This is a genomic window from Streptomyces sp. NPDC007896 (genome assembly GCF_042959425.1).
Lineage (GTDB): Bacteria > Actinomycetota > Actinomycetes > Streptomycetales > Streptomycetaceae > Streptomyces.
On the sequence record NZ_JBIBKX010000002.1, the window covers coordinates 285,315 to 307,217 of the forward strand.

The 21,903-nt window shown below is 72.2% G+C and carries 20 protein-coding genes and 1 pseudogene; 8 read left to right on the forward strand and 13 right to left on the reverse strand.

Going from position 1 to position 21,903, the window contains the following annotated elements; genetic code table 11:
- Nucleotides 1–113 precede the first annotated feature (113 nt).
- Nucleotides 114–575 carry a cupin domain-containing protein gene (locus tag ACFZDJ_RS08930; RefSeq protein WP_384908575.1) on the reverse strand — a complete coding sequence of 154 codons (462 nt, stop codon included), beginning with the start codon at nucleotides 573–575 and terminating at the stop codon, nucleotides 114–116.
- 69 nt (nucleotides 576–644) lie between these two features.
- Between ACFZDJ_RS08930 and ACFZDJ_RS08935 the strand changes: the two genes are divergently transcribed.
- On the forward strand, nucleotides 645–1,655 hold the full coding sequence (locus ACFZDJ_RS08935; RefSeq protein ID WP_075031697.1) for an FkbM family methyltransferase: 1,011 nt from the start codon (nucleotides 645–647) through the stop codon (nucleotides 1,653–1,655).
- A gap of 73 nt (nucleotides 1,656–1,728) precedes the next feature.
- Here ACFZDJ_RS08935 and ACFZDJ_RS08940 read toward each other — a convergent pair whose 3' ends face one another.
- The 3 genes from ACFZDJ_RS08940 to modA are packed head-to-tail and all read right to left on the reverse strand — an operon-like array spanning nucleotide 1,729 to nucleotide 4,510.
- Nucleotides 1,729–2,814: an ATP-binding cassette domain-containing protein gene (locus tag ACFZDJ_RS08940; protein ID WP_391057235.1), complete on the reverse strand. Its 1,086-nt coding sequence runs from the start codon at nucleotides 2,812–2,814 to the stop codon at nucleotides 1,729–1,731.
- Nucleotides 2,811–3,677, reverse strand: a complete 867-nt coding sequence (modB, locus tag ACFZDJ_RS08945) for a molybdate ABC transporter permease subunit (RefSeq protein ID WP_391057238.1) — start codon at nucleotides 3,675–3,677, stop codon at nucleotides 2,811–2,813. The genes ACFZDJ_RS08940 and modB overlap by 4 nt, the downstream gene beginning before the upstream one ends.
- Nucleotides 3,674–4,510, reverse strand: a complete 837-nt coding sequence (gene modA, locus ACFZDJ_RS08950; protein ID WP_391057240.1) for a molybdate ABC transporter substrate-binding protein — start codon at nucleotides 4,508–4,510, stop codon at nucleotides 3,674–3,676. The genes modB and modA overlap by 4 nt, the downstream gene beginning before the upstream one ends.
- A gap of 175 nt (nucleotides 4,511–4,685) precedes the next feature.
- Here modA and ACFZDJ_RS08955 point away from each other — a divergent pair, with 175 nt between their 5' ends.
- The 3 genes from ACFZDJ_RS08955 to ACFZDJ_RS08965 all read left to right on the forward strand — a co-directional run bounded on the left by ACFZDJ_RS08955 (nucleotide 4,686) and on the right by ACFZDJ_RS08965 (nucleotide 7,461).
- Nucleotides 4,686–5,162: a molybdopterin-dependent oxidoreductase gene (locus ACFZDJ_RS08955; RefSeq protein WP_391057243.1), complete on the forward strand. Its 477-nt coding sequence runs from the start codon at nucleotides 4,686–4,688 to the stop codon at nucleotides 5,160–5,162.
- Nucleotides 5,163–5,225: 63 nt separating this feature from the next.
- Entirely contained in the window at nucleotides 5,226–6,158 is a 933-nt protein-coding gene (locus tag ACFZDJ_RS08960) for a LysR substrate-binding domain-containing protein (RefSeq protein ID WP_391057245.1), read from the forward strand.
- A gap of 133 nt (nucleotides 6,159–6,291) precedes the next feature.
- Nucleotides 6,292–7,461, forward strand: a complete 1,170-nt coding sequence (locus ACFZDJ_RS08965) for an NAD-dependent formate dehydrogenase (RefSeq protein WP_391057248.1) — start codon at nucleotides 6,292–6,294, stop codon at nucleotides 7,459–7,461.
- 75 nt (nucleotides 7,462–7,536) lie between these two features.
- On the opposite strand, the gene ACFZDJ_RS08970 is transcribed toward ACFZDJ_RS08965, so the two are convergent.
- From ACFZDJ_RS08970 to ACFZDJ_RS08990, 5 genes are all read right to left on the reverse strand, one after another.
- Nucleotides 7,537–7,932 (reverse strand): helix-turn-helix transcriptional regulator, encoded by a 396-nt coding sequence (locus tag ACFZDJ_RS08970; RefSeq protein ID WP_101399329.1) that lies wholly within the window; start codon nucleotides 7,930–7,932, stop codon nucleotides 7,537–7,539.
- A gap of 55 nt (nucleotides 7,933–7,987) precedes the next feature.
- Nucleotides 7,988–8,407 (reverse strand): XRE family transcriptional regulator, encoded by a 420-nt coding sequence (locus tag ACFZDJ_RS08975; protein ID WP_390932936.1) that lies wholly within the window; start codon nucleotides 8,405–8,407, stop codon nucleotides 7,988–7,990.
- A 357-nt stretch (nucleotides 8,408–8,764) separates the two neighbouring features.
- Entirely contained in the window at nucleotides 8,765–9,472 is a 708-nt protein-coding gene (locus ACFZDJ_RS08980) for an RES domain-containing protein (protein WP_390932938.1), read from the reverse strand.
- 359 nt (nucleotides 9,473–9,831) lie between these two features.
- Nucleotides 9,832–12,270, reverse strand: coding sequence for a WD40 repeat domain-containing protein (locus ACFZDJ_RS08985; protein WP_391057251.1), 2,439 nt, complete (start codon nucleotides 12,268–12,270; stop codon nucleotides 9,832–9,834).
- A complete protein-coding gene (locus ACFZDJ_RS08990) occupies nucleotides 12,267–14,459 on the reverse strand; it encodes a hypothetical protein (RefSeq protein ID WP_391057254.1) in 2,193 nt (730 codons plus the stop codon). The genes ACFZDJ_RS08985 and ACFZDJ_RS08990 overlap by 4 nt, the downstream gene beginning before the upstream one ends.
- 115 nt (nucleotides 14,460–14,574) lie before the next feature.
- On the opposite strand from ACFZDJ_RS08990, the gene ACFZDJ_RS08995 reads away from it, so the two are divergent.
- Nucleotides 14,575–15,957, forward strand: coding sequence for a hypothetical protein (locus ACFZDJ_RS08995; protein ID WP_391057847.1), 1,383 nt, complete (start codon nucleotides 14,575–14,577; stop codon nucleotides 15,955–15,957).
- A 107-nt stretch (nucleotides 15,958–16,064) separates the two neighbouring features.
- Entirely contained in the window at nucleotides 16,065–17,600 is a 1,536-nt protein-coding gene (locus ACFZDJ_RS09000) for a protein kinase (protein ID WP_391057256.1), read from the forward strand.
- 14 nt (nucleotides 17,601–17,614) lie between these two features.
- Here ACFZDJ_RS09000 and ACFZDJ_RS09005 read toward each other — a convergent pair whose 3' ends face one another.
- The gene (locus ACFZDJ_RS09005) at nucleotides 17,615–18,151 is read right to left on the reverse strand and encodes a universal stress protein (protein WP_390932946.1); all 537 of its coding nucleotides are present in this window, start codon (nucleotides 18,149–18,151) and stop codon (nucleotides 17,615–17,617) included.
- A 202-nt stretch (nucleotides 18,152–18,353) separates the two neighbouring features.
- Here ACFZDJ_RS09005 and ACFZDJ_RS09010 point away from each other — a divergent pair.
- Nucleotides 18,354–19,349 (forward strand): annotated as a pseudogene (locus ACFZDJ_RS09010) (cation:dicarboxylate symporter family transporter); the annotation flags it as partial.
- Nucleotides 19,350–19,421: 72 nt separating this feature from the next.
- Here ACFZDJ_RS09010 and ACFZDJ_RS09015 read toward each other — a convergent pair.
- Together ACFZDJ_RS09015 and ACFZDJ_RS09020 are read right to left on the reverse strand one after the other, a co-directional pair.
- Nucleotides 19,422–19,928, reverse strand: a complete 507-nt coding sequence (locus ACFZDJ_RS09015) for a hypothetical protein (protein ID WP_391057259.1) — start codon at nucleotides 19,926–19,928, stop codon at nucleotides 19,422–19,424.
- Nucleotides 19,925–20,497: a SigE family RNA polymerase sigma factor gene (locus ACFZDJ_RS09020; RefSeq protein ID WP_391057261.1), complete on the reverse strand. Its 573-nt coding sequence runs from the start codon at nucleotides 20,495–20,497 to the stop codon at nucleotides 19,925–19,927. The genes ACFZDJ_RS09015 and ACFZDJ_RS09020 overlap by 4 nt, the downstream gene beginning before the upstream one ends.
- A 102-nt stretch (nucleotides 20,498–20,599) precedes the next feature.
- Here ACFZDJ_RS09020 and ACFZDJ_RS09025 point away from each other — a divergent pair, with 102 nt between their 5' ends.
- Nucleotides 20,600–20,893 carry a hypothetical protein gene (locus ACFZDJ_RS09025; RefSeq protein ID WP_390932952.1) on the forward strand — a complete coding sequence of 98 codons (294 nt, stop codon included), beginning with the start codon at nucleotides 20,600–20,602 and terminating at the stop codon, nucleotides 20,891–20,893.
- A 10-nt stretch (nucleotides 20,894–20,903) separates the two neighbouring features.
- Here the strand turns inward: ACFZDJ_RS09025 and ACFZDJ_RS09030 are convergent, their stop codons facing one another.
- A complete protein-coding gene (locus tag ACFZDJ_RS09030) occupies nucleotides 20,904–21,794 on the reverse strand; it encodes a Cof-type HAD-IIB family hydrolase (protein WP_390932954.1) in 891 nt (296 codons plus the stop codon).
- Nucleotides 21,795–21,903: the final 109 nt, after the last annotated feature.

The window sequence follows — 21,903 nt, forward strand, 5'->3', positions numbered from 1 at the left end:
GTCCTGCCCTCGGGTGATGCCCGCCCCCGGCGATCGGCAACCAGGGGCGGAGGTCACAAAGCCGCCAAGGATGTACAGAGTTGCTGGTGGTTCACGGCAGGGTTGCCGTCGGTTCACGGCCCGTTGCCGAGGAGACGGAAGTCCGCGTAGTCGAAGCCGGGGGCCACCACGCAGCTGACCAGGACCTCTTGGTCGCCGGCCGGGCGGGCGGACTGCCAGACGTGGCCGGGGACCAGGGCCTGCGGGCGTTCGCCGTTTTCCAGGGCGGGGCCCAGACGTAGGACCTTCGGCTCTCCGTCCGGGGCTTCGCCGTCGCCGCCGAGGAGGAGGTCGAGGGGGCCGCCGCGGTGCCACAGCCACAGTTCGTCGGAGCGGACCGTGTGCCAGGCGCTGGTCTCCCCGGGGGACAGGAGGAAGTAGATGGCGGTGGCGGCGGCCCGGGGACCCGGGTAGCCGTCGGGGTGGAAGTCCCGCGCCGCCCGCCACGTCTCCACGAACCAGCCGCCCTCGGGATGCCTTCGCATACCCAGTGCGGCGGCCGTCGCCGGCTTCTCCGGATCGGTGCTCGTGTTCACTCGCCGTCCTTCCGCTCGAAAGTTCTCCGACCACTCCCGTGTCTCACAGGAGTCTGAAAGGGTGTGGGGATGCCGACCCTTTACAGAAGAATGCTCGGTCTGCTGCCCCGGATCGGGGTGCGGGTTCTTGATCTCGGTTCGGGTGCGGCGGTGGTCTACCGGCGCGGCAAACGCACTCGCGTCCCCTTGGGGCGCGCCGCCGATCTGATCGCCCGCGGCAGCGGACAGTACGTGGTCACACCGGTGGGCGCGGAGGCGAAGGCGGACATGTGGGTGGTCGCCCGCGAACCTTCGTCGCCGGGTGATGTGTGGGGCAGTGTCTCCTTCGGTGAGTCCGGTGGGCGGCTGCTGGTCGACGAGACGGCCTCGGCGGCCGACGAACGCCGTTTCCAGCTTGCCGCCGCAGAGTATCTGTGTACCCAGCACGTTACTGCCCTGTTGGAGAAGTACCAGGTCAACTGCGTCTTCGACGTGGGCGCCAACTCCGGCCAGTACGGGCGGCGGCTGCGCAAGCTCGGCTACACCGGCCGGATCGTCTCCTTCGAACCCACCAAGGACGCCTTCGAGAAGCTGGAGCGCGCCGCCAAGAAGGACGACGACTGGTGGGTGTACAACGTCGGGCTCGGCCGTGAGGACTCCGCCCAGTCCATCCACGTGGGCTGGAACACCATGAACTCCCTTCTCCCGCCCAGCGACTACGGCAAGGACCGCTACCTCCGGTTCGCGAAGACCAACACCGAGGAGATCGAGATCCGGCGCCTCGACGGGATGCTGGAGAAGGCGCTCGACGGCATCGCCGACCCCCGGCCGTATCTGAAGATGGACACTCAGGGCTACGACCTGGAGGTGTTCGCGGGGGCCGGGGAGCGGATCGCGGACTTCGTGGGCATGCAGTCGGAGGTCGCGGCCCTGCGGCTCTACGAGGGCAGCCCCCGGATGAGCGAGTCGATCGCCACGTACGAGGGCAGCGGGTTCGAGATCTCGGGGATGTACCCGGTGACGCGTGAGGAGAGCACCGGCCGGGTCGTCGAGTTCGACTGCGTGATGGTCCGCGCGGACGCGGTACCCAAGGCGGAGTGACCCGAAGGATTTGACCAGAAGGAGTGACCAGAAGGAGTGACCAGGAGGATCGACCCCTCCTGGTCACTCCTCGTCAGGCCGGATACGCGTGCGTCTGGGCGGCCTTCACCGTCGCCCAGACCGGCGCCCCGGTGTGCAGGTCGAGCTCGGCCGCGGCGACCGTCGTCAGGTCCGCGGCGAGCGCGAGCTCTCCGGTGAGGTCCGCGCGGATCTGGTCGCCGTGCGTCTCCAGGCCCGCGACCTCGCACCGCCACACGTTGCGCGCGCTGGAGCCGGTCGGACGGACGCGGTACAGCGTGACGGCGCTGGGCGGGAACGCCACGAAGACGGGACCGGCCAGATCCTCGGTCGTGGTGATCGCCGGCCCCTCGTCCAGTCGTACGGTGTGGCCCTCGGCCGCGCCCCGGTAGAGGTTGAGGCCGACGAGCTGGGCGATGTAGTCCGTGCGCGGATGGCGGGCGATGTCCGACGGTGTCCCCTCCTGGACCACCCGGCCGTGCTCGACGACCACCAGCCGGTCGGCGAGCACCATCGCGTCCAGCGGGTCGTGCGTCACGAGTACGGCGACGGCCTCGAAGTCGCTGAGGTGGCGCCGGAGCTGGGAGCGCACGTCGAGGCGGGTGCGGGCGTCGAGCGCGGCGAGCGGCTCGTCCAGCAGGAGCAGCCGGGGGTGGGTGGCCAGTGCGCGGGCGAGCGCGACGCGCTGTGCCTGTCCGCCGGACAGCCGGCGCGGCTTGGCTGCCGCGTGCCCGGCCAGCCCCATTCTGTCCAGCCACTCGGCGGCCCGCTCCCGCGCCGCCGCTTTCGGTACGCCCTGGCAGCGCGGCCCGAACGCCACGTTGTCCAGGGCGGACAGGTGCGGGAAGAGCAGATAGTCCTGGAAGACGACGCCGACCGGACGGGCCTCGGGCGGCGTACGCCCCAGATCCGCGCCGTCCAGCCGGATCCGGCCGCCGTCGGACAACGGTGTGAGCCCCGCCAGCGCCCGCAGCGCGGTGCTCTTGCCCGCCCCGTTCGGCCCGAGCAGCGCGACGACGTCACCGGGCGCGGCGGCCAGGGCGATGTCGAGACGGAAGGCGTCGCGGTGGACGACCAGATGGGCGTCGAGGCCCTTGTCGGAGGCGGGGGCCTTTCCCGGGGGGAGCGTCGGGTCCGTCATGACGGCGCCGCCGTCCAGCGGTCCCTGAGGCCCGCCAGGACCGCGATCGACACCGCCAGCAGGACCAGGCTCAGGGCGATCGCGGCGGCCGGGTCGTTCTGGAGGGCCAGGTAGACGGCGAGCGGCATGGTCTGGGTGCGGCCGGGGAAGTTGCCGGCGAAGGTGATCGTCGCCCCGAACTCGCCCAGGGCCCGCGCCCACGCCAGTACGGCACCGGCGGCGATCCCGGGCGCGATCAACGGCAGGGTGACCCGGCGGAACGCGGTGAACCGGGAGGCGCCGAGTGTCGCGGCGGCTTCCTCGTAGCGCGGATCGGCCGCTCGTAGCGTGCCCTCCACGCTGATGACCAGGAACGGCATCGCCACGAACGCCTCCGCGACCACGACGCCCGCCGTGGTGAACGGCAGCGTGATCCCGAACCACGAGTCCAGCCACTGCCCGACGACCCCGTTGCGCCCGAGCGCCAGCAGCAGCGCCACACCGCCCACCACCGGAGGCAGCACGAGGGGCAGCGTCACCAGGGCCCGCACGAAGCCCCGCCCGGGGAAGTCCGTACGGGCGAGGAGCCAGGCCAGTGGCACGCCCAGCACCAGGCTCACCCCGGTCGCCGCCGTGGCGCAGACCAGGGACAGCTGGAGCGCCTGCCAGACCTCCGTACTGGTCAGCTGGTTCGGGAGGTCCCGCCAGGGGGCTCGTACGAGCAGGGCGATCAGGGGGAGCAGGAGGAAGGCCAGGCCGACCAGGGCGGGGAGGAGGAGGGGGAGCGGGACCCCGGTCGGCCGGCCGACCTTCCGGACGCGCCGGCGCCGCGGCCCACCGGTGAGGGTGTCGGCCGTGGCGTCGCAGACGTCCAGCTCGGTCACGGCTGCAGGAATCCCGCGGCGGTGAGCACCTTCTGGCCCTCGGTGGACTGCACGAGGGCGATGAACGCCTTCGCCGCCTCCGCGTTGGGCGCGTCCTTGAGCAGGGCGATCGGGTACTCGTTGATGGCCTTGGCCGACTCGGGGAACGCCACGCCCTCCACCTTGTCACCCGCCGCCTTCACGTCGGTCTTGTAGACGACGGCGGCGTCGGCCTCCTTCAGCTCCACCTTCGTCAGGGCGCTCTTGACGTCCTGTTCGTAGGAGGCCGGGGTGAGCTTCAGCTTGCTCGCGTCCAGCGCCTTCTGCGCGGCGGCACCGCACGGCACCGTCTTGTCGCAGAGTACGACCTTGAGGCCGGACTTCGTGAGGTCCTTCAGGGAGGCGACCTTGCCGGGGTTGCCGGGCAGGGTCGCGATCTCCAACTGGTTGCGCACGAAGGTCGCGGGCGTGGTCGCGGCGTCCTTCTTGTCCGTCACGATCGCCATCGTCTTGGGGCTGGCGGCGGCGAACACGTCGGCGGGGGCGCCCCCGGTGATGCTGGCGGCGAGCGCGTCGCTGCCGGCGAAGTTGAAGGTGACCTTCGTGCCCGGGTTGGCCTTCTCGAACTCCTTGCCCAGGGTCGTGAAGCTCTCCTTGAGCGAAGCGGCGGCGAACACGGTCACCGTGCCGGAGAGCTTCGGCGAGGAGGAGGCCGAGGTGCCCGACTTCGGGGAGGAGGTGGAGGAGGAGCCGGAGTCGGAGGACGAGCAGGCGCTCAGGGCCAGCAGCGCGGCGGCGCCGACGCCGGCCACGCGCAGAGTGCGGGTGCGGGTCCGGCGCGTGGATCGGGTCATCACGGGTCTACTCCCTCGGAAGCCTCAGGCATGCTTACGCCGATCATACTTCCGCAGATGCAAGCCGGAAGTCTCCTGTCACATCGCATGAGCTGCACGATCGTTGCCTGGGTGTACGCATGTGCGTTTGTACGGGACCGCCTCCTGGGTACGGACATTCGGGAGGTGGTGCCCAGTGGGCCAGTCACTGACGCAGTCGCCCGCTCATTCGCTCGCGTCGGTCGCCCTGACCGGCGACCTCGCCCGCCCGGTCCGGCTGACCGTGCCCGACCTGTTGGCCTGGCCCCAGCACCGGGCCCGGGTCAGCTTCGAGTGCGCCACCAGCGGCGTACAGCACCACCGCTTCGAGGGGCCCCTGCTGCACGACGTCCTGCGCGACGCCGGACCGGGATTCGACCCCGCCCGTCGCAAGGACCGGCTGCGCTTCCTCATCGCGGTGGCCGGGGCGGACGGCCATCACGCGCTCCTCACCTGGGCCGAGATCGACCCGGACTTCGGGCACGCCCCGGTCCTCCTCGCGGTCGGCATCGACGGCACCCCGCTGGACCGGGCGGGCCCCCAGCTCGTACTGCCCCAGGACCGCTGCGGTGCCCGGCACATCAGCGGCATCAACGCGATCCGCGTGGACGGGCGCTACCCCTCGTGGACGTAGACGGGCAGGGCATGGACGCCACGCGCCCGCGTCTGCGAGCCTGACCCGCCGGGGAGGTCGTGGATGCTGCTGCGTCAGCTGGAGTACCTGGTCGCGCTGGCCAGGGAGCGGCACTTCGCCCGTGCGGCGGCCGCCTGCTTCGTCTCGCAGCCCTCGCTGTCCGCCGCGATCCGCCGTCTCGAACACGAGCTGGACGTGCCGATCGTGCGCCGGGGCAGACGGTACGAGGGGCTGACCCCGGAGGGGGAGGTGGTACTCGCCTGGGCGCACCGCATCCTCGCCGAGCGCGACGCCCTGCACCAGGAGTTGTCGGCGCTGCGCGGCGGCCTCTCCGGCACCCTGCGTCTGGGTATCGTCCCCACCGCACTGCCGGCCGCCTCCCTCCTCACCACCCCGTTCTGCGAACGCCACCCGGGGGCCCGCGTCCGCCTGGAGTCCCTGTCGTCGGCCGAGATCACCCACGGGCTCGCCGAGTTCGAGCTCGACGCGGCGATGACGTATCTCGACGACGCAGAGCTCCGTCACGTACGCCGCTTCCCGCTGTACGAGGAGCGGTATGTGCTCCTCACCCCGGTGACCGGTCCGCTCGGCGCGGCGACGACCGCCCGCTGGGCGCACGCGGCCGCCCTGCCGCTGTGCCTGCTGAGTCCCCGGATGCGCAACCGGCGGATCATCGACGCGTGCTTCGCGGCGGACGGCGCGAAGGCGACCCCGGCGATCGAGTCGGACAGTGTCGCCGGGCTGTACGCGCATCTGCCCAGTGGCCGCTGGTCCAGCGTGATCTCCCATGCCTGGCTGCACATGTTCGGGGTGCCGGAGGGGATGCGGGTGGTGCCACTGGAGGGGCCGGCGCACGGACCGAGGGTGGGGCTGGTCGTGGCGCGGGACGATCCTTTGTCCGTCCTGGCGGAGGCGCTGTTGAAGGTGGCGCGCGAGGCGGGGGTGAGGGACGCGCTGGACGCTCTGCTCCACACCTATCTGGGGGGGCGCGGTTGAGGGCCTGTTGATAGCCGCCGTCTATCCGGGCATAGCGACGTTCGCTTTGACCAGCGCGATCGGCTCCGAGGATCGTGACAGCACCGTCCGTTCAACGGAGCCCACGATCAACGGAGTTGAGGAGAGCCGCGTCATGGCCAAGGTGCTCTGCGTGCTGTACGACGACCCGACCGACGGATACCCCACGACGTACGCCCGGGACGATCTCCCCGTCATCGACCACTACCCCGGCGGCCGGACCACACCCACCCCGAAGGCGACCGACTTCACCCCCGGCCATCTCCTCGGCAGCGTGAGCGGTGAACTCGGTCTGCGCCGCTTCCTGGAGGAGCGCGGCCACACCCTGGTGGTCACCTCCGACAAGGAGGTGCGCGGCGGCGTTGGCTCGGTCTTCGACCGCGAGCTGCCGGACGCGGAGGTCGTCATCTCGCAGCCGTTCTGGCCCGCCTATCTGACCCCCGGGCGGATCGCCGCCGCGAAGAACCTGAAGCTGGCGATCACGGCGGGCATCGGCTCCGACCACGTCGACCTCGACGCGGCCATCGCGCACGGTGTCACGGTCGCCGAGGTGACGTACTGCAACAGCATCAGCGTCGCCGAACACGTGGTGATGATGACGCTCTCCCTCGTCCGCAACTACCTCCCCTCCCACCAGGTCGTCCTGGACGGCGGCTGGAACATCGCGGACTGCGTGGCCCGTTCGTACGACCTGGAGGGTATGCACGTCGGTACGGTCGCCGCCGGACGCATCGGGCTCGCGGTGCTGCGCCGACTCGCGCCCTTCGACGTGAAGCTGCACTACACGGACCGGCACCGGCTGCCGGCGGAGGTGGAGCGGGAGCTCGGGCTGACCTTCCACGCCACGGCCGCCGAGATGGCGCCGCACTGCGACGTCGTCACCATCAACGCGCCGCTGCACCCGGAGACGGAGGGTCTGTTCGGCGACGAGCTGCTCGCCACGATGAAGCGCGGCGCCTATCTCATCAACACGGCGCGGGCCCGGATCGTGGACCGGGACGCCGTCGAACGGGCCCTGCGCAGCGGGCAGTTGGCGGGGTACGCGGGTGACGTCTGGTATCCGCAGCCCGCCCCGGCCGACCACCCCTGGCGCACCATGCCGCACCACGGCATGACCCCGCACATCTCGGGTTCGTCGCTGTCCGCGCAGGCCCGTTACGCGGCGGGCACCCGGGAGATCCTGGAGTCGTGGCTCGACGGGACCCCGATCCGCGACGAGTACCTGATCGTCGACGGGGGTGCGCTGGCGGGGACGGGGGCGCACTCGTACTCCGTCACCCGATGAACGGGTAGACCGACGGCCGTCGAGGCCGCCGCCCGAGGGCCTGATCCGCCTGCGACCTGATCCGCCGGACAGGACCTAGACCCGGTCGATGTGCACGTTCGTCGACTTCACGCGGGCGGTGGCCTCCATGCCGACCTCTAGGCCGAGTTCCTCGACGGCCTCCCGGGTCAGCAGGGAGACCAGCCGGTGTGGTCCGGCCTGGATCTCCACCTGGGCGGCCACGTCGCCGAGCTTCACGGCGGTGACGATGCCCGGGAACGCGTTGCGCACAGAGGTGTAGGAGGCGTCCTCCTCACCGCTGCCGCCCTTGGCGAGCTCGACGGAGAACGCGGCCAGATCCCGCCCGTCGATCAGCCGCCGCCCGCCCTCGTCCCGGTGCGTCGCCACCCGCCCGGCGTCCGCCCACCGTCGTGCGGTGTCCGGGCTCACGCCGAGCAGCCGGGCCGCCTGACCGATGGTGTAGGACTGCATGCGCGCCAAGATAGGCGCGAGATCCTTGCATATGCAAGCAAGCCCGTGGGGTGCGTCAGAGATCGCCCTTGACATACGAGCGGGCCGCCGCCATGACGTCCTTGTGCCGGTCCTCGGCGATGGCCTGCAGCGGTGAGTCGTCCTCCAGCTGCGGATTCATGCCGATCATCCAGGCGCGTGCCGTGTGGCAGTTCTCCTGGAGCTCGATGATCTGGAAGACCTGGTAGGCCGCCCGCAGGCGCAGCTCGGAGTCGATTCTCGGGCTGTTCTGGGCGCTGGACCACTTGCCGACCTGCTTCGGGTCCTCGATACCGGCGATGAACGCGGTGAGTTTCTGCCCGAAGTTGTCCTGGAGGAAGCGCGCTATGTCGGCGATCGACTTCTGGACCGTGTTGGCGTGCGCGGTGGTCTCGGTGACCGTGTCGTTGACGCTCGTGGTGACCGTCTTGGCCGCGGACTCTCGCAGTGGCTGCATGATTCCTCGCTTCGTGGCGGTCATGAAACGGGTAAGACGCGGGATGGCGCGAGGGGTGACAGACGGGGTGTCAACATGGCGTCTCCTCAGTTGTGTTGAGGGAAGTCTACCCGTCCGAGGGTCTCTCACTCCACCGCTTTCCCCCCTTCAATCCCCTGTGAAATCCCACCTCGAAAATGGCGCGAGGGGTTTGACCAGGGGTTTTCTCCGGTGCCGTCGATGGGTGCGGGACGGAGCACCGCTCGATCGGGCGACGCGGGTGCGGCCGAACGCCCGGGGGGCGGGCGCCGTTCGGCGGACCCGAAGGCTCCGTTCAGGAGATCCGCGAGCCCCGTTCAGGAGATCCGAGAGCCCCGTTTAGAAGACACGCAGGCCGTACTCCGCCGCGACCGCGCGCAGTTCGGGGGACTCCGGCTGGATGGGGCGCCGCTCGGCCTCGACGAGATCGACGTCGTGGAAGATGGCCCAGCAGGTGCGCCCGCCGTATCCGGAGCGGTAGGCGATGCCCTGGGCCAGCCGATGGCCGGCGTCGTTGCGCTGGGCGACCGTCCAGGCCGCGATCTGCCGGGCGAGCCTGCGGTCGCGCCCGTGGATGTGCGGGTCGGTGAGCGGGGGCTCGATGTTCCACGCCGTCAGCTCGCCCCGGAGTTCGCGCGCGAGGACGGCCCGGGTGGCCTCGGCGTCGACGTCGAGGAACTGGGCGTCCTTGGCGGGTTCGAGCCGGACCAGGATGTGGTCCTCGCGCCAGCCCGAGGCCAGGTGGCCGAGCCTCATGTGGCTGGGCCGCTCGTCCCACTCGTGGCCGATGAGTCCGCGCAGCTTGGGATGGACGCGGAAGGGCGCGAGCGCCTCGGCGTAACAGCCGGCCGGATCGCTGGCGCAGTACAGCATTCCGTAGGTGGCGAGGCTGAAGCGGCCCGCGCTGGAGCCCTGACTGGTCTCGGGTTCGAGCCGGTTGTACTCCTTGGGGTGGTCCCTTTTGCCCAGCCGCCACACTCCGCGTTCCGGAGCGGGGACGAGGGACGGTAAGTGGGCTGTGGTCACCGCCGAAGGGCTGTTGTTCATCCTGCTTCCTCGCTGCTGAGCCGATGGTCCGCGGCCGCTGCCGCACTGCCGGGGCGCCGCCCGGCGGGCCGAGGGGCACCGGGCCCGGGTGGCCCGCGCGGCCCGCGTGCCGTACGGAAGGTGCCGCGCGGTCCGCACCAGGCGCGTGATCCCTGTGTCCCGCAGGTCTCCGTGCCCGTACGTTCCCGTAGCCGTACGTTCCCCTCGCCCGCATGTTCTGCTGGAACATGCGGGCGATCATTCTCCCGTGGCGCGCGCCCCAGGATGCCCGCTTCCACGCCGTGGCGGGGGCGCGAGAGGGGGGCGCTGGGGCATACGGGAGGCGCACGCGCACATTCGGCGGCCCGGTGGGCGCCGGATCAGCGCCCCTCCACTCGAACATCGAACACGCATGCGCCCGCGACTCCCGCCGCGAGGAGGACGGGGTGCTCGGGATGCGGGCCGCCCCGCTGCCGGGCGTCGAGCGCGTCGAGGGTGCCGAGCGGGCTGCCCGTCACGATCCGCAGCAGGTGCGAGCCGGTGTCGATGTCCCACAGGTGGATGGTTCCGCCGGGGCCCGTCGCCGCGAGGCAGGGGCGGCCGGTCGCGGTCCGGAAGAACGCCAGCGCGGCCACCGGCCCGTCGCCGATGTCCAGCCGCCGCCCGACCGGCCGCCCGGTGCCGGGATCCCAGAGCCGGATCGTGCCGTCCTCCCCGCCGGACGCGACGAGGACGGCACGGCCGGGCTCGTCGACGGGCACGGCGGCGACGGCGTTGACGACCCGCTGCTCGCAGTGGAGCGGCGCCCCCGCGGGCCGCAGCGTGGCCGGATCCCAGAGCCGTACGGTCCCGTCGGTGCCCGCGGAGACGATCAGCGGACCCTGTGCCGTGTCGAGCACGGCGACGTCCCGGACGCTGAGGAGATGGTCCTCCCGGCAGGCCAGCACACACGCCCGGTCGAGGTCCCAGAGACGTACGGTGCCGTCGGCGCCCCCGGTGACCAGCAGGGTCCGTCCTTCGTGCGGGAAGGCGGCCATCGACCGTACCGGCAGGCTGTGGCCGAGGAGTCCGGCCAGCCGTGCGGGAGCGGCGTGGGCTCCCCGGTCAAGGGACCACAGCTGGACCCCGGCGTCGCTGTGCGCGGTCACCAGCAGGGGCTCGCCCCGGACGAGCGCCGAGGCGAAGGCGGTCACCGTGGCGTGGCCCGCAGGGAGGGCGGCCGAGCGGCCGGTCCCGGTGTCCCACAGCGCCGTACCGGACTCGTCGGCCACGGCGATCAGCGGCGCCCCGGCGGTGGACCCCGGACCCGACAGCGCCGCCGCGGTGACGGGCCGTCGGACGGCGCGCCCGGCGCCGACGCCCGGGCCGCCCGGCTTCCAGCGCCGCAGGGTGTGGTCCGCGCCGGCCGAGACGAGGAGCTCCTGCGCGGCCAGGACGGGGAGTTCCCGCGAGGTGCCCGGCAGCGTGGTCAGAGCCACCGGAGGGGCGGTGTGCCCCTCCAGGGCGCCGCCGATCGCCGCGCCCGTCCGCGCGTCCCAGACCCGCAGGGTGTGGTCGCTGCCCCCGGAGGCCACCGCCGCCCGGCCCGCCACGGTCAGGGCGGTCAGAGTGATGGCGGGCCCCGCGGGCGGAGCCGTCGCGACGGCCGTCTCCCGTCCCGTCGAGGCGTCCCGGAAACCGATGTACCCCGAGTCGTCGCAGAGCGCGTACCGTCCCGGCGCCGGGAGGTCCACCAGGGCCCGCACCGCCCCCTCGTGCTCGTGCTCGTGCGTGTACCCGTCGCCCCGCCGCGGATCCCAGACGCGCACCCGCCGGCCCTGGGCCACCGCCAGCACCATCCCCTCCGCCCCGCCCAGACCGACCCCGCTCAGCAGGGCCGGAGCGGGATCGAGGGCGGGCAGCGGGGTGTCGACGGGCAGGAAGGTGACGGGATCCAGCGCGCCGAGAGCGCCGTCGCTGTGGGCGACGAGGACGACCTCCGGGGCGTCCTTCGCCGCGAAGAGCGTGAGGGCGCTGACCCAGGTGCCGGGGCGGTGGACGGGTTCGGCGAGCAGCTGGCCCCGGGTGAGGTGCCAGACGCGCACCGAACCGTCGGTGCCCGCGGACAGCAGCAGGTCGCCCGGGAGCGGCAGCAGATGCTGGACCGCGCCGCCGTACGTGTGCAGCGGCGCCATCGCCGGTACGCCGTGCGGCTCCCACATGCGGATCGTGCCGTGGCTGTCGCCGCTGACCAGCAGCGAGCGGCTGTCGGCGGTCGTGGTGCGGGTCAGCGATTCGAGGCGGGTCTCGGAGACGGCCAGTACGTTGTCCTGCGCCGTCCAGTCGCTCCACAGCGGGGTGATGCGCGAACCGGACACCCGCGCGGCGGACGTGTCGAGCGGGGTGCGGGGGCGGGTCGCCGCGTGCTGGGCCAGGTGCAGGCTCGTCAGCCGGGAGTCCGGACCGGCGCCGCCGATGAACGGCTCGATGCGGGCCCAAGCCTCCAGCCACTCCTGCCGCCGCGCGGCGCTCACGGCGCCGCTCTGCCGCAGCAGTGTGCGCACGTTCGCGCTGGACTCCCAGGGCAGGACGGCCAGCGGCACATGGGCGTCGTCGAGGACCTCGCCCCGGGCCGCGTGCTGGGCCAGGTGGCGGCTGAGATACGGGTGGGGCGGGATCGTCGGGTCCGCGGCGACGAGCCGGGACAGCGCCTCGGCGATGAGCCGGTGCGCGTCCTTCGTATCGGCCCACGCCTTCGAGTCGTCGGCCCACGCCCTCGAGTCGCCCGGGTCGGAGCGGCCCGGACGGGGCGCGCGGTACGGGGTGTCCGCGTCGCTCATACGGCGTCGCCCCCGACGCCGGCCAGCAGGTCCTGGCGGGGATCCCGCAGGAGTTCGGCCAGGGCTTCGTGGGCCGGCCGGTACACCAGCCGGTCGTCCTCGTCGTCGTGGGCCAGATATCCGGCGAGCCTGCTCTTCAGCAGGTTCTCGATCATCCGGTCCGGCTCCTCGAGGGGCCGGCCGAGCAGCGCCCCGGCGACGGCAGGCCACACGTCCGACCAGGGGATGCCCGCGCCCAGCGCGAACGCGGCGGCCCGCAGCAGCGCGAGGGCGACCTCCGGGGGCAGCCCCTCGTCCTCGACGAGCGCCAGATCGCGCCGGAGCAGACCGATGGTGCCCGCCTGCAGCAGTTCGAGCCAGTCGGGGTTGTCCGCCAGCGCGCCGGGGTCGGATGCGTGGTGCAGCTGCTCGCCGGCCAGCCGGGCGTCCAGGAACGAGGGCCAGACCCGCTTGGCGACGGTCTCGGCCGCCTGCCGGGTGCTGTCGACGCCGGACGTCTCGTCGCCGACCAGCGCCTGGACGTAGTCGGCGATGTCGCTCTCGCTGTCCGTCTCGTCGGTGCGCAGCACGGACGCCGTGGGGAAGACCTCCCGGAGCGCGCCGAGCAGCCCCGCCTCCCGCCCCGCGGGCCCGGCGGGGGCGGCGCGGTCCGTACGGGGACGGCTGCTGCGTACGCCGATCAGCAGCCGCAGGGACCGCTGCCGCTCCGGACGGCGCTGGCCGGGCAGGGCGGGGGCGGCGCCGCAGTGGGCGGTGAGCGGGGCGAGTACGTCCCTGACCACGCGGAAGGGTTCGACGGACTCGTCCAGGCCGTCGAGGACGAGCGTGACCGGGTCGCCCGGCTCGTCCAGGTGGGCCATCAGCTGGGCGCGGCGCAGTTCCACCGGGTCGTCGCTCGGCCCCGCCTGGCGCGGTCGCAGTTCCAGGGCGCGCAGCAGGTCGCCGAGCACGTCGCAGGCGGTGCGGTGGCGGGCCAGTACGGCGGCGGTGACGGAGTTCTCGGGCGGGACGGTCTCGGGTGCGGCCGAGCGCAGCGCGGGGCCGTAGCGCGGGTCGTCGCGGAACAGCGGGTCGCTGAACGTCACGGCCCGCGCCAGCACGGCCGACTTGCCGCTGCCGGCGGTCCCGGTCAGCAGCAGGACACCGCGGGGACGGCCGAGGAACGCGGTGATGGCGCGGCCCAGCCCCTCGCGACCGCTGAAGTACCAGCCGGGGTCGGTCTCCTGGGGGCGGCCGCTGGCGCGGTCGAGCCAGTGGTCGACCTCGTCGGCCGGGGTGGCGACCTGGCGGCGCGCGGGCCCCACCAGTTCTCGTACGGGCCGGTAGCCGGGGTTCGGCAGACAGGGCGTCAGGGCGGTCTGGCCGCCGCCGTCCAGGACCCGCTTGAGCCGGTGCTTGCGCCGCTCGGTGTCGGTGCCGAGTTCGCTCTCGAACTCCGTCATCAGATGGGCGACGCTCAGCCAGGGTGTGGTGATCTGGGCGGTGGTGCGCAGCCGCTCCAGCACACGGCGCATCACCGAGGGGAACCGCCGTACCTGGACCAGCTGGTCGTGGGCGCAGGTGGCGACGACGTCCAGGCTGCCGCCGGTGCGCCGGCTCGGCAGGATCTCCTGGTGCAGCTTCTCCAGCTCCTCGGCGATCCCGGCCGCGTAGCAGGTGTTGATGACGACCAGGACGTGTTCGGCTCGGGAGTCGAGGGCGGCGGCGACGATCTCGCTGGTGCGGATGGCCGTGGCCAGCTGGCGCCGGGGTTCGGTCCTCGGCAGCTGGAGGAAGTGGGTGCGGGAGGCGCCCAGTTGGCCGTGGCCGGTGATGAAGACGACCAGGGCGCGGCCGCGCATCTCGCGCACCTTGCTCTCGTGCAGGAAGCGCTCCACGTCGTAGCGCTCGCGCAGCTCCGGCGCGGGGACGTGCGTGAAGGGCTCCGGTGCTCCCGGGGCGCACCACCAGTCGGCCACGACGGACAGCTGTTCGTCGATGCCGGCGGCGAACTCCGTGTCCCCGTCGTCGTAGTCGCGGACGGCGAGGGTCAACAGGGTGCGCCGCGCGGAGTCCTCGGCCGCGGCGGTCACGGCGTTCACCGACGCGCGGCCCGCCGTGGCCCGCCCCGTATCGCCGGCGTCCCCCGGCTCCCCGATCCTGACAAGCCCGCCCGCCCGCCCTCGCATGGTCTCTATTCTTCCCGCCATGACCGAGTCGTCGCAGCCCAATACCGCAGGCCGCCGCCTGGACGAGCGGCCCTACAGCCTCCCCGGCCTCTCCCCGAACACGACGCAGGACGCCGTCGTCGTCGTTCCCGGCATCATGGGGAGCGAGTTGTACGACACCGAGTCGGGCGACGTCGTCTGGGGCCTCGCGAACGCCGGATGGCTGCTGAAGGCCTGGACGGCGCCCCGGGGCTTACGCGCCCTGCGCCTCACGCCCGACGAACGCGAGGGCCGCCTCGGCCGCATCCGGGCCCGGCGCCTGCTGAGCACCCCCGCCTGGAGCCCGTTCCTGCGCGGCATCGAGCCCTACGGCGACCTGGTCGCGACGGTCACCCGGAGCGTGGCCGACCCTCAGGCCGTGCTGCCCTTCGCCTACGACTGGCGGCTGTCGGTCGCCACGAACGCCCGGTTCCTCGCCGAGGCGGCACGCGCCCATCTGGAGCGGTGGCGGCTCCACCCCGCACACGCGCTGGCCCGCAAGCACCGGGTCGACGAACGGGAGGGGCGGCTCGTCTTCGTCGCGCACTCCATGGGCGGACTGCTCACCCTCGCCGCTCTCACCGACGGCCCCGACGCCGACCTCGCGGCGGACACCCGCGGGGTGCTCACCCTCGGTACGCCCTTTCAGGGGGCGGTGGCCGCCGCCGCGATCCTCAACACCGGGCAGGGCGCGCCGGTTCCGCTGCCGCACGGCAGGCTCAGGAGACTCGCGTACACCATGCCGGGCCTGCACGACCTGCTCCCGGCGTTCCCCTGTCTCGACGAGGGCCTGAACATCCGCCGGCTCAGCCCCACGGACATCGCCGACCTGGGCGGCGACAAGGATCTGGCCGTCGACTCCCAGACCCTGCACGACACCCTGCGCGGGCGGGCGCTGCCCGGGCACCGGGCGCTGGTGGGCATCAGCCAGCCCACACTCCAGTCCCTGACCCTCCGTCAGGGCGTGGTGACCGCCTCCGAGCACTGCTACCGCGAGCACAGCGACGGCGAGCTGATGCGCGACGAGAGCGGCGCCCCGCGCCGTTTCGACGTGGGCGGCGACGGCACCGTACACAAGGAGTCCGCGACATCCCCTTTGAACCGCGCCATCGTGCCCCTCGCGCTGCAGCACGGTGCGCTGGCCCAGGGGGAGGCGGCGTTGGAGGCGGTGACCTCGTTCCTGGAGGAGGACGAGCACCTCGGTCCTCCGCAGGCCGGGACGCGGGTCGGCATCGAGGTCCCGGACCTCGTCGCCCCGGGCACGCCCTGGACGGTCCGGGTGCGCGGCGCCGACAGTCCCGCGGGGCTGGACTGCGTGGTCGAGGAGGTGGGCGGGGCCTTCGCCCGGCCCGCCCGGCTGTACGGCGACGACGACCACCTCGCGGCCCGCGTCACCGTGCCCGCGCCCGGCCTCTACCGGGTCACCCTGGACACGGGCGACCCCACCCCGCTGACCCAACTCGTCCTCGCGGCCCCGGACGAGCGCGGGGACGACGGCTGAGATTCGCCCGCAACCTGCGCCGACTATGGTGTCGACACGAATCGAACGCGAAATGGTTCGAACCGGCCCGGAGCGAGCGGTCCGGAAAGAACGGCAAGGGGCACGCGGTGGCGGACGAGGGGCGGCTGGTCGCCGGGCGCTACCGGCTGATCGAACAGATCGGCCGTGGCGGCATGGGCACGGTGTGGCGTGCCGAGGACGAGGTCCTCAACCGCGAGGTCGCGGTCAAGCGGCTGCATGTCCAGCGGCACCTGACCGACGACGAGCTCGCCACCCTCCACGAACGCACCCGCCGCGAGGCGCGCAGCGCCGCCCGTATCGCCCATCCCCACGTGGTCGTCGTGCACGACGTGGTGGACGACGAGGGGCTGCCCTGCATCGTCATGGAGTACGTGCCCTCCACCACCCTCGCCGCACTGCTCACGGACGGCGGCGCGGTGCCGCCCACCCATGCCGCCCGGATCGGCCTCGGCATGGTCGCCGCGCTGCGGGCCGCGCACGCCGCCGGGGTGCTGCACCGTGACGTCAAGCCGGGCAACGTCCTGCTCGGCGCCGACGGCCGCGTCGTCCTCACCGACTTCGGCATCGCCATGGCGACCGGCACCTCGACGCTGACCAAGACCGGCGAGATCATCGGCTCGATCGACTACATCGCGCCCGAACGGATGCGGGGCAAGAAGCCCGGACCCGCCGCGGACCTGTGGGCGCTCGGGGCGACCCTCTACCAGTCCGTCGAGGGGCGGCCCCCGTTCCGCAAGGCCACGGCCGTGGAGACGGCGTACGCCATCGCCGTCGACCCGGTCGACCCCATGAAGCAGGCCGGTCCGCTGGAACCCCTCATCGAGGCGCTGCTCGCGAAGGAGCCGGAGGAGCGGCCGTCGGCGGAGGAGGTGGAGCGGGTCCTGAGGGAAGTCGTGTCGGGGGTACCGACGCAGCTGACGCCCACGCGCCCGGTACCGACAACGGCGCCGATATCGACACGGACACCGGCACAGACTCCGCCGACCGCCACGACGGTCGCACCGGCGCGGGAAGACGCACCGCCCCGGGCCCGTGGGCGCCGTATGGCCGTCTGGAGCGCGCTGGCCGTGGTGCTGGCGGCCGCGACGGTGGCGGGCGGGTGGTCCCTGACCCGGGACGGCAAGAGCGGCAACCACCACAAAGCCGCCGCGTCCGCCGCCACTTCCGCGCCCCCGGCCGTTCCCGCGGGCTACCACCTGGTCACGGAGAAGAAGCTGGGCGTCTCCTTCCCGGTCCCGGACGGCTGGAAGCGCGGCAAGGCGTCGGCCGAACAGGTCACCTACGCCGACGAGACGGGTCTCGTCGGCCTCACGATCGGCATGGTCGAGCCGGCGGGTGCGAACCCCGAGTCGCACTTCACGAACATCGAGGCGAACACCAAGCTCAACTACCCCTCCTCGTACCGGAAACTGCGTATGCAGCGCACCACGTTCCAGGAGAAGCCCGCGGCCGTGTGGGAGTTCACCTTCGAGGGCAGGGTCCGGGCGTTCCGCGCGATCGACCTGGGCTTCGGGCAGGAGGGCGGCCGGGAGTACGACATCTACCTCTCGGCCCCGGACCTCAAGTGGGACACCTCCCGCCCGGTCTTCGACACGGTCTCGGCGGGCTTTTGGGTCGGCTGAGTCGGGACAGCGGTTCAGGACCTGCCGTCCGTCAGTTCGCTGGCGTCGAGCGGCAGGCGCAGGCTGACCCGGCGGCGTACGGAGGCGAGTTCGCGGTGCAGGGGTGAGCGGGGTACGGCCAGCACCGGGCAGGCGGCGTGTGCGAGGCAGTAGCGCGCGACGGACGGGAACAGCGCCCGGCGCATCCGGCCGCGCCGCCCGCCGCCGATCACCAGGAGGTCGCCGATCCGGTCGGCGGTCCGCACCAGGGCGCGCCCCGGCCGGTCCCACACGACCAGCCCCCGGCACGGCACCCCGGGCCCGTCGGCGCCGAAGGCCGTGCCGAGCGCGGTGAGCAGCCGGTCGTCCGCCATCTGCCGGAACTCGGTCATCGGCGGCGTGAGCATCGAACTCGGGTGGGCGAGCGCGCCGTGCGGCGGTTCCCAGGCACCCACGGCCAGCAGCACGGCGCCGGTGCGGTGCGCCTCGAACGCGCCCCGGTGCAGCGCCGCCAGACTCCCCGGCGAACCGCTCACCCCCACGACGACCCGCCGCCGCTTTCCCTCGCCCATCGCTCGCTCACCCCTCGGCGTACGTCGACACGGGTATCCGCGTTCCATCGAACGCGGGGGGAGGGCGGCGGACCAGGGTGTTGGCGTTCACCTGACGAGGTCCCGACCGTTCATGACACTTCGGCACACACCTCTGTCCTTGGCCGCTTCGAAGCGACGCCTCTGAGTGATGCCTTTGAGCGATGCCTTTGAAGCAGTTGCTCCCTCGACCGGCGAGTTCATCCTGCACGCGTTGCCCGACAGCGCGGTCGGCGCGTTCGCCGAGAACTCCCTGCTCCAAGTCCTCGTCCTCGCCTGCCTGGTGGGCGCGGCCGTGCTGCATCTCGGCCACGGCAAGGTGCCCGCGATCCTGCCCGCCGTCGAACAGGCGCAGGAGGTCGTCTTCGCGGTCGTCGGCTTCATCATGAAGCTCGCCCCGCTCGCCGTCTTCGGCGCGACGGCCCATCTGGTGGGCCAGTACGGGGTCGGCGTCATGTCCACCTACGGCAAGCTCATCGGCGTCTGTTACGCGGCCGCGCTGTTGTTCCTCGCGCTGCTCGCCGTCGCCCTGAAGGCGGTCACCGGGCTCAGCCTGTGGAAGTTCGTCCGTTACACCCGCGAGGAGATGCTGCTCGCGCTCGGTACTGCCTCCAGTGAGACGGTCATGCCCCGCATGATGCAGAAGCTGCGCCAGGCGGGCTGCCGCGACGACGCCGTGGGCCTGGTCCTGCCCACCGGCTACTCCTTCAACCTCGACGGCGCCTCGATCTATCTGTCCATCGGTACGTTGTTCATCGCGCAGGCGGTGGGGGTGGATCTGAGTCTGGGCCAGCAGATCACCGTCGTCCTGGTCCTCATGCTGACCAGCAAGGGCATGGCGGGTGTGCCGGGTTCGGCCTTCCTCGCCCTCTCCGCGACGGCCTCCGCCCTCGGGGTCATCCCCGTCGGGGCGGTCGCCCTCCTGCTGGGCGTGGACCGCATCATGGACTCGATGCGCGTCGCGACGAACCTGCTCGGCAACTGCGTCGCCGTCTTCGTCGTGTCCCGCTGGGAGGGTGCGCTCGACACGGAGCGGGTGAAGAAGGTGCTGGACGGCGAGATCGCGTTCGTACCCGAGCAGGCGGACGGGTCCGATGAGTTCGGCGGGTCCGACGGGTCCGACGGGTCCGACGGGTCCGACGAGGACGTACCGAAGCGGGCGGCCACCGAGGTGGGCTGACTCCGTCCGCCCCAGTCGTCGGAGCTCGCGACGACTGGGGCGGGGTGGCCGGGGTGGCCGGGGTGTCCCGGATCAGCCGGCGCAGAGGGTCAGGTTGATGGTGGCGCCGATGGACACGGTCTTCGGGCTGTGCGGGTCGACCGAGTGGACCGAGCCCGGCTTGCCGTTCTTGCCGCAGTCCACCTTGCTGACCGTGCCGAGCTCGAGCCGGCCCTTCAGCAGCAGTTGCTTGGCGAAGTCCAGGTCGAGGCCCGCGAACTCCAGCGGGAACGTGCTGCCCTTCAGCAGCACGTTGGTGGCGTCGTGGCCGGTCGCGGTGGTCGCGGCGGCGGGCTTCGCGGCGTGGGAACCGTTGGTGACGACGGTGGCCAGGGCGGTGCCGCCGCCGGCCACGATCAGGGCGGCGGCGAGACCCGCGATGGCCGTGACGCGCTTGCGGCGGGTCTTGCGCACGATGCCGACGGTGTCGACGGACGGCGCGTCGGCGGAGTTCGCGAATTCGTTCATGGCGTTCACCAGTTCCTCTTCGAAGGATGTGTATCCGGTGCGGCCGGAAGGCCGTGCATCGTGTGAAGTCATCGGTTTCCTTCCGTGGGCCGCTGCGGTGAAGGGCCGGAGAGCGCGGGGAACTGGCTTCTCAGCTTCTCGATCCCACGAGCGAGCTGGGACCGTACGGTACTCGCCGAGATCTTCAGATCGGCCGCGATCTCCGCATCCGACAGATCGTGGAAGTACCGCAGGACCACGACCGTGCGCATACGCATCGGCAGCTGCTGAAGAGCGCGAACGAGCTGGTCCCTGCTGTCTATCTGTCCGTACTCGTCCCCCGGAGCGGCCCGGTCGCCGCCGCTGTCGGGATGCGGGGTCGTGCGGCGGAATCTTCGCCAGCGGTCGTTCGCCAGGTTCACCATGATCCGCCGCACATAGGCGTCGGGGGCGTCCTTGGCGGCGATCGTGCGCCACTTGCGGCAGGTCCGTTCCAGGGTTTCCTGGAGCAGGTCCTCGGCGGCTTCGCGGTGTCCCGTCAAGACGAGGGCGCCACGGAACAGGGCGGCGGACCGGGCGGCGACGAAAGCGGGAAAGTCCATGTCCAGCGACTCGGTCCCGCCGCGCTCGGCGCCCAGCTTCCACTCGGTTGCCAGATCCACGCGCTCCTCCCTTCCTGTCACCCCTCCTCGACGGGGAAGCCCCTTCATCTGCTGCACGGGGGAGATGAGAGCTGGGTCACAGCGGCCGGTGTCGTCGGCGGGGTGCTGCACGGCACAGGCCATGTCTTCACGGAGACCGGGCACGATTTCGTACGACTGCGCCGCGGCCACCGCAGGGACCTCCTGGACCCGCCGACCCCCAGCGAGGCCCGCGGCCGCAAGCGTGACCAGACCCGCCGTTCCACGGGGCCGGCCCTCGTCGGCCGCATCCTCTTCCTGATCGCGGCGCCCGTCCTGCCCGCCCTGCTCGCGTACGCCGTCGGCTGGGTCCTCGCCGCGTTCACCGTCCGCGAGTACCCCAGCGAGGTCGGTGCGCGGCGGGTGGTGGAGGGCTGATCGGCCGCGGTCACATGGGGGGCAGGTGGAGCAGGCGGGTGATCGTGCGCAGGACGCCGTTCTCGTTGTTGGACGGGGCGAGGTGGCGGGCCCGGTCGATGATGGCGGGGTGGGCGTTGGCCATGGCGAAGGACCACTCGGCGGTGTCGAGCATTTCGAGGTCGTTGAGGTAGTCGCCGAACACCATCGTCTGGGCGGGTGTGATGCCCAGGTCGTCCTGGAGACGGCGTACGGCCGCGCCCTTGTCGGCGGTGACGTTCATGATGTCGACCCAGTGTTCGCCGGAGACGACCACCTGGTGGGTCGAGGTGAAGGGGCTCAGGGCCGGGGCGGTGGTCCGCTCCACCGGTCCGAAGTCGAAGAGGGCGACCTTGAGGATCTCGTCGTCGACGGCGGTCGCGTCGGGGACGGGCTGGAGCCGGGTGTAGTACTGCCCTGCCTCGGCCAGGAACGCTTCGTCGGTCCGTTCGACGTACGCGGACCGCTTGCCGCAGACCACCGCGCCCACGTCCACGCCCTCGGCCCGCAGCCCCCGTGTCGTGGTGACGATCCGCGCGGCGACGGACGGGTCCAGCGGGTCGGAGCTGAGTTCCACGCCGTCCCGTACGACGTAGGTGCCGTTCTCGGCGATGAACACCATGCCCTGCCCCGCGTCGGCGAACTCCTTGGCCAGGGTGGCGTACTGACGGCCGCTCGCCGGACAGAAGAGCACGTCCCGTCGGCGCAGCTCGGCCAGGAGCGACCACAAGCCGTCGGGTATGCGCTTGGCGTCGTCCAGGAGCGTGCCGTCCATGTCGGTGACGATGAGCCGGATGTCGGCGGCTCCCTCCGGGGGCTGGGGCGCGGTGACGGTCAGGGGGGTGGTCGTGGCGGTGGCGGTTGCGGCGTGAGAAAGGGGCATGTTCTTTCCTGTGGCGAGGGTTGCGGGGGCGACGGGCGGCGGTGGAGCCGGCGTGTTCACGGCGTCCCGTACGGGTACCGGCAGGGAAGGGTGGCCCCCGATGGCTCCG

What these genes read in the sequence shown, in the direction of transcription:
- ACFZDJ_RS08935 (WP_075031697.1), top strand. Translation starts at nt 645, where the DNA reads ATGCCGACCCTTTACAGAAGAATGCTCGGTCTGCTGCCCCGGATCGGG.
- ACFZDJ_RS08940 (WP_391057235.1), bottom strand. Translation starts at nt 2,814, where the DNA reads ATGACGGACCCGACGCTCCCCCCGGGAAAGGCCCCCGCCTCCGACAAG.
- modA (WP_391057240.1), bottom strand. Translation starts at nt 4,510, where the DNA reads ATGACCCGATCCACGCGCCGGACCCGCACCCGCACTCTGCGCGTGGCC.
- ACFZDJ_RS08960 (WP_391057245.1), top strand. Translation starts at nt 5,226, where the DNA reads ATGCTGCTGCGTCAGCTGGAGTACCTGGTCGCGCTGGCCAGGGAGCGG.
- ACFZDJ_RS08965 (WP_391057248.1), top strand. Translation starts at nt 6,292, where the DNA reads ATGGCCAAGGTGCTCTGCGTGCTGTACGACGACCCGACCGACGGATAC.
- ACFZDJ_RS08970 (WP_101399329.1), bottom strand. Translation starts at nt 7,932, where the DNA reads ATGCAGTCCTACACCATCGGTCAGGCGGCCCGGCTGCTCGGCGTGAGC.
- ACFZDJ_RS08975 (WP_390932936.1), bottom strand. Translation starts at nt 8,407, where the DNA reads ATGCAGCCACTGCGAGAGTCCGCGGCCAAGACGGTCACCACGAGCGTC.
- ACFZDJ_RS08980 (WP_390932938.1), bottom strand. Translation starts at nt 9,472, where the DNA reads ATGAACAACAGCCCTTCGGCGGTGACCACAGCCCACTTACCGTCCCTC.
- ACFZDJ_RS08985 (WP_391057251.1), bottom strand. Translation starts at nt 12,270, where the DNA reads ATGAGCGACGCGGACACCCCGTACCGCGCGCCCCGTCCGGGCCGCTCC.
- ACFZDJ_RS08990 (WP_391057254.1), bottom strand. Translation starts at nt 14,459, where the DNA reads ATGGCGGGAAGAATAGAGACCATGCGAGGGCGGGCGGGCGGGCTTGTC.
- ACFZDJ_RS08995 (WP_391057847.1), top strand. Translation starts at nt 14,575, where the DNA reads ATGGGGAGCGAGTTGTACGACACCGAGTCGGGCGACGTCGTCTGGGGC.
- ACFZDJ_RS09005 (WP_390932946.1), bottom strand. Translation starts at nt 18,151, where the DNA reads ATGGGCGAGGGAAAGCGGCGGCGGGTCGTCGTGGGGGTGAGCGGTTCG.
- ACFZDJ_RS09015 (WP_391057259.1), bottom strand. Translation starts at nt 19,928, where the DNA reads ATGACTTCACACGATGCACGGCCTTCCGGCCGCACCGGATACACATCC.
- ACFZDJ_RS09030 (WP_390932954.1), bottom strand. Translation starts at nt 21,794, where the DNA reads ATGCCCCTTTCTCACGCCGCAACCGCCACCGCCACGACCACCCCCCTG.